General features: G+C 57.5%; 10 protein-coding genes and 3 pseudogenes. 6 read left to right on the top strand and 7 right to left on the bottom strand.

All coding sequences use genetic code 11. From position 1 onward, the window contains the following. Positions 1-129: 129 nt before the first annotated feature. On the bottom strand, positions 130-1194 hold the full coding sequence (locus tag GGD46_RS33320) for a glycosyltransferase family 2 protein (protein WP_184711462.1): 1065 nt from the start codon (positions 1192-1194) through the stop codon (positions 130-132). A 457-nt stretch (positions 1195-1651) separates the two neighbouring features. Between GGD46_RS33320 and GGD46_RS33315 the strand changes: the two genes are divergently transcribed. Then, positions 1652-3823 (top strand): CHASE2 domain-containing protein, encoded by a 2172-nt coding sequence (locus tag GGD46_RS33315; protein WP_210325794.1) that lies wholly within the window; start codon positions 1652-1654, stop codon positions 3821-3823. A 36-nt stretch (positions 3824-3859) separates the two neighbouring features. Here GGD46_RS33315 and GGD46_RS33310 read toward each other — a convergent pair whose 3' ends face one another. The 3 genes and pseudogenes from GGD46_RS33310 to GGD46_RS33305 form a co-directional block, all read right to left on the bottom strand. Next, positions 3860-4789 (bottom strand): FecR domain-containing protein, encoded by a 930-nt coding sequence (locus GGD46_RS33310; protein WP_184711460.1) that lies wholly within the window; start codon positions 4787-4789, stop codon positions 3860-3862. A gap of 251 nt (positions 4790-5040) precedes the next feature. Next, positions 5041-5187 (bottom strand): annotated as a pseudogene (locus GGD46_RS34205) (alkene reductase); the annotation flags it as partial. 15 nt (positions 5188-5202) lie between these two features. Beyond that, entirely contained in the window at positions 5203-5958 is a 756-nt protein-coding gene (locus tag GGD46_RS33305) for a DeoR/GlpR family DNA-binding transcription regulator (RefSeq protein ID WP_184711458.1), read from the bottom strand. Positions 5959-6043: 85 nt separating this feature from the next. Here GGD46_RS33305 and GGD46_RS33300 point away from each other — a divergent pair, with 85 nt between their 5' ends. Then, positions 6044-6643, top strand: coding sequence for an NUDIX domain-containing protein (locus tag GGD46_RS33300; RefSeq protein ID WP_184711456.1), 600 nt, complete (start codon positions 6044-6046; stop codon positions 6641-6643). A gap of 116 nt (positions 6644-6759) precedes the next feature. On the opposite strand, the pseudogene GGD46_RS33295 reads toward GGD46_RS33300, so the two are convergent. Both GGD46_RS33295 and GGD46_RS33290 read right to left on the bottom strand, forming a co-directional pair. Continuing rightward, positions 6760-6972, bottom strand: a pseudogene (locus GGD46_RS33295) (IS6 family transposase); the annotation flags it as partial. Between the two features lie 30 nt (positions 6973-7002). Then, positions 7003-7296 (bottom strand): winged helix-turn-helix transcriptional regulator, encoded by a 294-nt coding sequence (locus GGD46_RS33290; protein ID WP_246806535.1) that lies wholly within the window; start codon positions 7294-7296, stop codon positions 7003-7005. A 189-nt stretch (positions 7297-7485) separates the two neighbouring features. Here GGD46_RS33290 and GGD46_RS33285 point away from each other — a divergent pair, with 189 nt between their 5' ends. Both GGD46_RS33285 and GGD46_RS34370 read left to right on the top strand, forming a co-directional pair. Next, complete coding sequence (locus GGD46_RS33285) at positions 7486-8064, top strand: DUF2867 domain-containing protein (RefSeq protein WP_246806534.1); 579 nt, start codon at positions 7486-7488, stop codon at positions 8062-8064. A gap of 12 nt (positions 8065-8076) precedes the next feature. Further along, positions 8077-8211: a hypothetical protein gene (locus GGD46_RS34370; protein ID WP_281414787.1), complete on the top strand. Its 135-nt coding sequence runs from the start codon at positions 8077-8079 to the stop codon at positions 8209-8211. A 213-nt stretch (positions 8212-8424) separates the two neighbouring features. Here the strand turns inward: GGD46_RS34370 and GGD46_RS33280 are convergent, their stop codons facing one another. Continuing rightward, positions 8425-9132: a hypothetical protein gene (locus GGD46_RS33280; RefSeq protein WP_184711450.1), complete on the bottom strand. Its 708-nt coding sequence runs from the start codon at positions 9130-9132 to the stop codon at positions 8425-8427. Between the two features lie 160 nt (positions 9133-9292). Here GGD46_RS33280 and GGD46_RS34200 point away from each other — a divergent pair, with 160 nt between their 5' ends. Then, the gene (locus tag GGD46_RS34200; protein WP_246806536.1) at positions 9293-9571 is read left to right on the top strand and encodes a transcriptional regulator; all 279 of its coding nucleotides are present in this window, start codon (positions 9293-9295) and stop codon (positions 9569-9571) included. Positions 9572-9787: 216 nt separating this feature from the next. After that, positions 9788-10563: pseudogene (locus GGD46_RS33275) on the top strand (cyclase family protein). Positions 10564-10653 lie beyond the last annotated feature (90 nt).

The raw sequence follows: 10653 nt of genomic DNA, 5'->3' as shown, positions 1-10653 counted from the left end.
TCGCCACACGCTACGACCAACTGGCAAACAGCTTCCTCGGCATGGTCCATCTGGCCACCGCCAGATACTGGCTCAAATTTGTCCACGCCGCCTAGGGTTCGGCCGCTGCATGAAACGCGCGAATTCCACCTATCCCATTGCGTGCCGAATGGTCTTTGAGAGACGCAAGAGGAACCGAGGTCTAGAAGAGGCGACGAGTTTCCACGATAGAATGGTCCTTGCCATCTCCTGCGGAAGGATGCCGATGGACAGAAACCAGCCGGCCAGCATCAGACGGCGTTTCCGTGATGCGTTCATCTTGAGACTGGCAACGGCGCCCGCGGTAGCAAGAGAGAGCCTGGAATCACTTGCAACGGGATGCTGCTCTCTATCGATACAAAGTGACGCCAAACGCTCTTCCAGATGCACCGGATCGCGCAGACCGGCATCGTCGGGCACATCCAGTCCGATCTCGGTTGCCTGATCAGACAGAGCTTCCAGCCGGCGAAAATCATGCTCAATGCGCCAGCGCGCTCTCTGACCGAGCTTCTCGGCAAAGACGGAATGATTGGCGCCATGGATGCGATAGGCGCCGAGGCAATCATCGATGGATGTCACTTCGCCGTGCAGGGGTGCAACCGTAGCAAGATAGCCGTCTGCTCCCTGTCGAAACTCTTGTTCTGGCACCGGCATGACCCTGTCCAGAACCGAGCGGTTGAATGCCAAGCCGCTGGTGACCGTCGTTTGATAGCGGCCCTTTCGCAATAGCTTCGGGGTGACATCGCCGGAATCGAAAGGCAGTTCCGCAGGCGGGAATATATCCTTTACATGCATATCCTCGTCGACGATATGCAGCCTGAACTGCACCTGGGCTGTCTTTTCCTCCCAAGCCTCGACGACCTCAGATACCGCATTCGGATAGAGATAATCATCCGCGTCGAGAAACAGCACGATCTTGCCGTGGCTGGATTCAAACCCTGTGTTGAATGCCGCTGCATGCCCACCATTCACCTCTCGCAGACATGTCTTTATGCGAGAGCCGTAAGAGATAACGACATCGGCTGTTGTATCTGTCGATGCATCGTCGACGACGATGACTTCAGCATCGTCATAATCCTGTTCCAAGGCGCTATCGATGCTGCGCCTCAGAAAGTGCGCGTAGTTGTAATTTGCAATAACGATGGAAACGGGAACGCGGCCTTGGGTGGAATTCATCGCATTGAACCTCGCAGATCTGCTTTGGTCGCGGCGAACCTTCTCATTCAGGTCCTGATGGATGGACCCGTTGCAAAGCAGGATATGTGGTGACGCATGCTGCCTCACGCCTATATCAAGCAACGGGGGCTTGGATCATGTCGATCCGTCTTGCCCCACCGAGCCTCGCCAGCTTTATGGCTTTTGAATGACCTGCGTTCGTGATTTGAAGGTACAATAGTATCGATCTTAGTGCTCATCGAGCTGGAAGCTCCGCAAGCGGCCCGTATAAGATTCGCCTGAATATGACAGCATAGGAGTTCTATTTCTCGTCCCTTCGATACTTTGATCATTGCGTCGCCATCAAGAACAAGGCAGCATATTCTTCCCCGGCGTAGCAGCAGCCCGATGGACTTTTGTATTTCTTCGAACTTCTACTTATTGCCGAGGGAGGCGGGGCAGAGGGACAGACACCGAAATGGTGACGCGTGCGCAGCAAATTGGCGTCGTTATCGGCTTGGCCATCGTCACAGCGCTGGCAATCCTGCGGGCAAGCGATCCCGAATTGCTGAGGCTCGCCCGCGATTTGACATTCGACCAGTATCAGCGCCTTGTGCCCCGGACCTTCGAGAACCAGCCCGTCCGGGTCGTCGACATAGACGAAGCGTCGCTGCGTGAGTTCGGTCAATGGCCCTGGCCGAGAAATCGGATTGCCGCGCTTGTGGATAGGCTTTCCGATATGGGCGCGGCCGCTATCGCCTTCGACGTCCTCTTCGCCGAGCCCGATCGCCTGTCACCACGCAATGTCGTTCGCGATGTCACCGGCATCGATCCCTCGCTGCTCAGCAAGCTGCCGGATAATGATGAGATTTTTTCCCAATCGCTCTCGGGCCGGCCGGTGGTGCTGGGCTTCGGACTCTCGAACGAGGGACATTATCTGCCGCCGGTCAAAGCGGGCTTTGCCTATACCGGCGAAAGTCCCTTCGATGCGCCACCTGTAATCAAGGCCGCGACGCCGCTGCAGCCGCAATTGGAAGCCAATGCCGCGGGGCTTGGCCATATCAGCCTCAATCCAGGGGCGTCATCTGCGGTGGTGCGCGAAGTTCCGCTTTTTCTCAGCGACGGCAAGCAGCTTTACCCCAGTCTCGCGCTTGAAGCGTTGCGCGTCGCACAGGGAGCCTCCACTTACGTACTTGATGCAGCGCCCGACACGCCGAATACGTTGACCCGGGCCAAGATCGGGAATTTCGTGGCGCCGGTCACGGCATCAGGAGAGCTCTGGCTCTATGTCAGCCCCGACACTACGAAACGGTATATTTCGGCCGGCAAGGTCCTCGTGCCCGAAAGCGCCTCCACCGATATCAGAGCGGCCATCGAAGGCAGTATCGTTTTCATCGGAACTTCCGCTTCCGGCCTTCAGGATGTGCGCACGACCGCCCTTGGCGAAAACGTACCGGGTGTCTCCATTCACGCTCAGATCGTCGAGCAGATCCTTTCGGGCCGCTTCCTTTCGCGGCCGGATTGGGCAGACGGATTGGAAATCCTGTCGATCGCCGTGTTGGGTAGCCTTCTGGTGATTGTCACGACCTTCGTCAATCCGGCTTTCGCCCTTGCCTGCGGCCTTCTGATTACCTTTTTTGCCCTTGTGGCATCCTGGATCGCCTTTCTTTACGGCGGGCTTCTCTTCGACCCGCTGGCGCCGATCGTCTCCGGATCGATCACGCATTTCGCCGCGACGGCCTTCCGCTTTCTCGTGACCGATCGGGAGCGGCGCGACGTGCGGCGGGCTTTCGGCCACTATCTTTCGCCATCTCTGCTGCACCGCATCGAGCACACGCGCAACGCGCTGCGTCTTGGCGGAGACGAGCGCGAGCTGACGGTCATGTTCGTCGATGTGCGAAACTTCACGCAGATCAGCGAAGAGATCACCCCGAGCGCCGTCGTCGCATTTTTAAACACGCTGCTCGATGCACTCAGTCACCATGTCATCGCCAATGACGGCACGCTCGACAAGTTCATCGGCGACTCGATCATGGCCTTCTGGAATGCGCCCGTCGATGTCTCAGACCATGCCGGCAAGGCTGTGCGGGCAGCCCTGGGCATGCGGGAAACGCTTGCCCGCCTCAACAGTAGCGATGCATTCGGCTTCGGAGACGAGCGGCAGGTTGCAATTGGGATCGGCATCCATACAGGGCTTGCATGTGTCGGCAATATGGGTGCGGAGACGCGCTTCAATTATACCGCTGTCGGCGATGCCGTGAATATTGCCGCGCGCATCGAATCCGCCTGCAAAGATATCAATTTCGACATTCTCGTATCCGAACCGACGGCGGGCTTGCTGCCCGATTGCGCTCTTCTCGAGGCGGGAGCGCTGACGTTGAAGGGTAAGAGCATGCGAACCAGGCTCTTTGCCGTGGCCGGCGATAGCCAGCTCGCAAAGTCTGCTGATTTTCTCGAACTTCAGATCCTGCACAGAAAGCTTGTCGCTGCCCTGCGAACACGGTCGACGAGCCGCCGCAAACTTATCGGCGCGACAAGGCTGAAGGCGCAGGGCGTAACCACAGGACTCTTACACGGGTTCTACAGCCAGATTTCGCGCCGGGCCGGACATTTTGTGGACGAGCCTGAAGACAAGGCGGCCGACATCTAGCTGATGTTGCAGCCGTCGGCCAACACTCGTCTCAAGCTAGCGATGGTCATGCCCGCCATCCTTATCGCCATTATTTCTGTTCTGGCCTTGGTCGTCTTCGTCGTCATGATCGTCTCTATCATGATGACGATGATCATGGTCTTTCGGCGCGCTGGGCGTACTGGGTGTTGTGGCCTGGGTCTGTGGCGCAGCCGGCGTACTCTGTATGCTCGGCGTATTGGGCTGTGCCGGAGCGGGATTGTTTGCCGGTGCGCTGCGGGGAGTTATTCCATTTGGCGGATCCTTCGTCGCTGTCGACAGGCCACATCCGCCGCTGACAAATCCCATTCGCCCTGAAAGCTGCTGATCCCCGGAGAGAAACGCTAGAGCTTTCTGATTGCCGAGTTTCTTCAGAACATCGCGAGTGACGCGGCGCGGATCAGTGATCTCGCCGTTGCGTTTGGCGACCACGCAGTCGCACTGCGTCTTCAATTGCTTGCAGCCGCCCGCACCGCAAAACTGCGCGGCGCCGTTCAGGAGAACGACTGCCGTCATGCCGTTTGGACCGACGTAGAAATCGAACGCGGTTCCGCGCACGCCGATCGTTCCGGCCGGCGTCACGATTTGATAGGCCGAATGATCCGAATTTCCGCTCATCCAGCGAAACGTGCCCTTCGCCGCATTGATGGTGAGCTTTTTGACCGAGCCAGAGTCGTCGAAGACGAATTTGTCGATCGTAACCGACGAGCCGGCACCGACAGCCAGTTTCGTGCCGTCCCGAAATGTGAACTGCCCAAGGCCTGAAAGAGAGGTGCGAATTTGCTCGTCGCGGTGGACGGGATCATCGACGGCAAGCGGCCCGCCTGCACCCCTGACTTCGGTTTTAATCAGCACCGCCTGGCCGACCGTCTCGGCAGCTTTCGAAGGCAATGGTGCGAGCAGCACGACGCTCAGCACAACGGTCGCGGCGTGACGTAGACACAACATCCCACCCTCCAAGATTATCTATATTTTACCATAGGATACTCTTGAATGTCCCATCATCCTTATTGAGTATAAGCGGAGCGGTTGAGTTATTGTCGAACTAGGCTTGGGCAACGATCCGATCTATTCCACTCGGCGCCGCAGCCTTGGGGCGCACGATATTTGCGATGTTCGCAACGTTGGTTGTGAACATCGCAAGAGGAGCTGTCCTGGCTGCAATCAATCGAGATAATAATCCATTGTGCGGCCACGGCTTACGCGTTGGTAGCCGCCAGCACCGGGTAGTCGGTATATCCGGTCGCATTTCCGCCGAAGAACGTGGCTTGATCCGCTTGGTTCATAGCCGCATTGGTCTTGAGGCGATCGACAAAGTCTGGGGGGGTTGCCAGGACAAGTTGGCCGCTGTGCAACAGAACTCATGCCTTGATGAGCGAGACACCTTTCGACGCCATGGCGTCGGAGAATTCACGTGCGCAGTTCCTTTCGACAATGATGCCGTCGACCTGATCGAGGCTGATGACATCATAGGCTGAAACGGCTCCCAGCTTTTCATGCGAAGCCAGCACGATCGTCTCCGCGGATTGCCGGCTGATGCTTCGCTTGATGGCGGCCTCTTCCCGGCTTCCCGTCGTCAGCCCTTGCTCAGGGTGGACGCCGGTGACGCCCATGAAATAGATATCGGCGCGGATATGCGCGATGCCTTCCATCGCCACGGCGCCAACGGTGACGTTGGAATGCTTGTAGATCCGTCCGCCGACCAGTTCGATCTCGATGCCGGGATGATCAAGAAGCGCGACGGCGATGTCAGGGCTATGGGTGACGGCAGTCGCATTCAGCTCTAACGGCAATGCGCGCGCCACTGCCACCGCGGTCGTTCCGCCATCCAGGAAAACGATCTGGCCGTTTTTCACCATGGCTGCAGCGACCTTGGCTATGGCGGTCTTATCGCTGACGGCCGTCTTCCTGCGCGTTGGAAGATCGGTGAGGGCCTTTGACGCCGGCAGCGCTCCGCCGTGGACACGCTGTAACAGTCCCTCGGCGGCCAACTCGCGCAAATCTCTTCTGATCGTATCTTCGGAGAGATCAAGCTTCTGGCTCAAATCCTTCGCCACGACCCGGCCTTCGCTATTAAGTGTCTCGAGGATGAGCGCCTTGCGTTCTAATGTTAGCATTCGATGCCCTTTCTTGATTATGCACGATATTGCACGAAAGAAGTTATCATGCAATATCGTGCAGTACGCGTGTTGGAGGAAGACCATGACGATTGCAGACAGGGTGCGGGTCGAGGAAGTGACGACGCTTTCAAATGATTGGTATGTACTGAAGAAGACGATATTCAGCTTTCTTCGGAAGGATGGTGTCTGGCAGCGGCAAAGCCGCGAAACTTACGATCGCGGCAACGGGGCGACCATCCTCCTCTACGATCTCGAGCGCCAGAAAGTTCTGCTCACCCGACAGTTTCGCTATCCAACCTTCGTCAACGGGCATGACGACCTGTTGATCGAAGCCCCCGCCGGGCTCCTGGACAATGCCAGCCCGGAGGAGCGTATCCGCGCCGAGGTTGAGGAGGAGACCGGCTTCCGTGTCTCCGATGTGCGGCAGATATTCGACGCCTTCATGAGCCCTGGTTCCGTGACGGAGAGGCTGCATTTCTTCATCGGCGCCTATTCCGCAGAAGATCAGGTCTCTGAGGGCGGCGGCAATGTGGAAGAAGGCGAAGATATCGAGCGCCTCGAGCCGACGATCGATGAGGCTTTGCAGATGATCGATGACGGGCGTATCCGCGATGGCAAGACCATCATGCTATTGCAGTATGCCGCGCTTCACATCTTCAAGGACCAGCCGCATATAGGTTGAGCCCGAGAATGGCTTGCCAATAGCGGCATTAGAACTTTTGATGGAATCAACATTTTGAGCGGAATCGCAAACTTAGTGGGCAAGAAGCAGTAGTAGGCCACATTTGACAGGTTGCTTCATATCGGAGCGATTTTCGCCCACGCCGCTGAACGCAGTTCTCGATGATGGGCGGAGGGGAGGTCGTGGCGCAGGATGTGAAACAGGTTGGCGATCGTATCATGGATTGAGACGAAGCGTTGTAGATGTCGCTGTGACTTGAAGCGCTTCATGATCCGCTCTCGTCGCGAGGTCGGCTGATAGGAATTTTCCACTCGATTGTTTAAGCCCTTAAGTGAGCTCGCGTTATTTCCAGTGAAATGTCAGGATTTTCGCGACTCTGCGGCGCCGAGCCTTGCGCCCCACTCGGTGGCCCATTCGTCGAGCGGCATGATAAGGCGGACCAACACCTCCCCTTCTTCACTCAAGCCATAGCCGCCAGTGTGATGCACTACGATGGCAGCCGTCCGCAGTTCCTTGAGGCGTGTGTTTAGGAGGCTCGGATTTGTTTCTGCGACCGCTTGCAGTTGCCGAAATGTTAGAGGTCGTCCGGCGTGAGCGAGCTCCCACAAGACGCGCAAACTCATGCGCCGCCCCAGCAGATCGAGAAGCGCCATTGTTGGGTGTCCGGTATGCGACCCGCGTACGGGCTGTCCGGGTTTGGGAAACTTCATGCTATACTTTTCGTAGCGTTCGAGCTAATCCTATGCTACGAAAAGCATAGCAAAGGGACGCGCAAAATGATACCTCCCATCGAGCCGATTGGGACGCCCACACGGGAAGACGCGGTACATCGGGCGACCTGTTTGCGTTCGCTCCTGACTAACCCTTTGGGAAAAGCTGGCAGCACAATCAAAGCCCATGCAGTGCCTGTGCCGCCCGACAGCGTGCTAGCGCCGCTCTATGTGGGCGCGGACCTGCTGGACGCGTACGCGGTTCACCTGCCTTCGGGGACGAACGACGATCTTGAAGTACTGGCGCGCGCTGGGTTCGAGCAGCAGGCATGGTGGATTCGCGCGCTGACGCGCGTGCGCGATGTGGTGATGGCGACAGTTGGCGTCAAATCATCTCGCGCCGTCGGTGTTGCCGCAGCGGCGCAAGGGCCAGTGATCGGTTTCTTTCCTCTGCTGTCGAAGAGTGCGAGGGAGTTGGTAATGGGTGCGGACGACCGGCATCTCGACTTCCGACTCGCAATCCTGCTGCGTGCGGACACGGCGGGCGGCCGGGAGCTAGTCGTGGTGACGGTGGTGCATTGCCATAACTGGCTGGGACGGACGTACCTAGCGGTGATTACGCCGTTCCACCGCGTGATCGCGTCGGCGAGTCTGGAACAGGCGGCAAGGGCAACATCGGCTAACAATTCTACGCGGCTAGGGAGATTGTAATGCCGGGCCGGTTTGAATTCCTGGACAGGCGATGTCACGGTAACGGCTTGTGAGGACCGGCTGCGGGCCGTCGATCAGGACGAGCATGTGCTTGACGGAATCGTCCAGAACCGCCGCAACATCAAGGCGGCGGGAGCCATGACCTGAGATCAACCCTGAAGGCCGAACGTCAAACGTACACCCGAGTTCAATTGAAGGTGACATCGCCAGTAGCCGGCCTCGGCTAGCGGCAGACCAGACGTCGCTTCGCGGGCAGGTTGGGGTTTGCGAGGGCCGCGCGACCAAAGCCTGCAAGTCGGTTTCGCCATTGCCAATAATCCCCGTGTAGGCCTCTGCCGCCACCGACGGCATGGTGGCGCATCACCCGCCACAATCTCGCGAAGACCTTGGGCCTATCCCATCAAATTGCGCAGAGCGTTGCGCTGCAGCGACTCCATTTGGCTCAACGATGTGCTGCACTCTGGCTGTTTCGAGGAGATCGTTCATGACCGAGCGCAGTGGGGGCCAGGGAAACTCGTTGCAGTCCGGCGACGATATCCCAAGGGTCAGAACGGCGTGCAGCTTGGCGATCACACCTTCGAGGGACCGCGCGGGTGCATCCCATAGTTCCGCAGCGAAAGCCAGCTCGCGATCACCGGCGATGCGCTCGGCTTTCCGCGCCTTGGAATACCCCATGCGCTTATCTGCGGCTTTCCAGCGGCTGAGTTGTGCCGACAGGTCTCCTCTGGCCTTATCGCGTGCTGCAGCGTTATCGGGGCCATGCAGCAAGGATTCAATCTCTGCATTACTCTGAATGGTGGCCGGCGCCGGCTCGCCGGGGACGCAAACCTCGATTGTCGGAAAGCCGACGGCTTCAACCATTTGCGTCTCCAGACGTTGCTGGTGGTGGCAGCGCAGGCAGAATTCCCGATGAGCGTCGTTCCATTCCAACCACTTTGCATGCGCCGGATCGATAGCGGCGACGCTACCTTGGCGATTCTGCCCTCGCGTTAGAAAGTCTGTCGTGTGCGAAATAATGTTTATGCGGGTATTTGAAGGCAAAGTTCTGCTATTCTCAGAATCACCCATGATCCGAGCTCCCTAAAGCTTGGTTGTGGTTAGGCTGCATTCGGTGTTCCTAGCACCGGATGCAGCCGCGCATTCGGACAATAGTCGCGGATACGGAATCACGCAATGAAACTGTAAGTACCATGTGAACCAAAAACGTTCAATGATAAAAATGGAAAATATGATCGCGATTACGGGAGCTCAGATTCGCGCCGCGAGAGCCTTAATAAGATGGGCTGCCACAGATCTAGCAAATGCGACAGGATTGGGATTGTCGACCATTCGGCGAGCAGAGGCCGAGGACGGTGTTCCATCGATCACAAATGCAAATCTAAATGCCGTCCGCCTGGCATTGGAGGCCGCTGGCATCGAATTCATCCCCGCCAATGGGGGAGGGGTCGGAGTGAGGTTCAAGGAATCTGTCGCGCAATCGACGATAAAGGGCGACGTCGATCAATAGAGCCATCAAGGCTAGTCGCGGCTATTCGCGTGCTACACCAACAAGCCGAAAGTGCATCCACTATCATGGCCTGATGTCAGGAGTTTGCCAGACCTTTCGCAACCGGATGTGGTCCTATGCATGCCACATGTGCCTCAGAGCCGCTTTTCAATCCAGCCGGCGACGATTTGGGACGTCGCCTGATTGAGGACTGATGGCCTGCGAGGAGGAAAACCCATGACGCGACGCATAATCGACCTTTCGGTGCCGATTGCCAATGATATCCCCGCCGATCCACCGATCCAAATCCCGCACATCGACTATATCGATCATAAGCAGAGCGTTATGCAACTGCTGCCGTTCTTTCCGGGACTATAGGCGGACGATCTACCTGACGGCGAAGGATGGGCCGTCGAGCGCGTGGCGCCATCGACGCATAATGGCACGCATCTGGATGCGCCCTATCATTATCATTCGACCATGGATCATGGCATTCCATCGCTGCGGATCGATGAAGTGCCGCTGGGATGGTGCTTTCAGCCGGGCGTCAAACTCGATTTTCGACACTTCGAGGACGGTTATCTCGTCACTGCTAGCGACGCTGAAGCCGAACTCGAGCGCATCGGCCATGTCTTGCGTCCGCTTGATATCGTCGTCGTCAACACGGCTGCAGGCGCTCGCTTTGGCCAAGACAACTATGTCGCAAGCGCTTGCGGCATGGGATACTCGGCGACGATGGCTCTCTTGAGCGCGGCGTGAAAGTCACCGGTACAGATGGATAGAGCTGGGACGCGCCCTTTGTCCATACGGCAAAGAAATATGCGGCAACCAAGGATGCATCGCTGATCTGGGAGGGGCACAAGGCCTGGCGTCATCGCGGCTATTGCCATATCGAGAAGCTTCATAACCTCGAAGAGCTGCCTTCGACCGGATTCACTCTCTCCTGCTTCCCTGTAAAAATTGAAAAGGCTTCAGCCGGCTGGACAAGAGCTGTCGCGATCATCGACGACTAGGCGGCGTGGACAAATTTGCGTTTAACGTCGACCATGGTGTGAAGCGCTGGGGATCAAAGTATGGCCGTTGATTGGGATCAGATCGGAACG

Source organism: Martinezella lusitana (assembly GCF_014207095.1).
In the GTDB taxonomy this organism is placed as follows: domain Bacteria; phylum Pseudomonadota; class Alphaproteobacteria; order Rhizobiales; family Rhizobiaceae; genus Rhizobium; species Rhizobium lusitanum_B.
The sequence above is the reverse complement of the archived record's forward strand: the minus strand, read 5'-3'. Positions and strand labels throughout refer to the sequence as shown.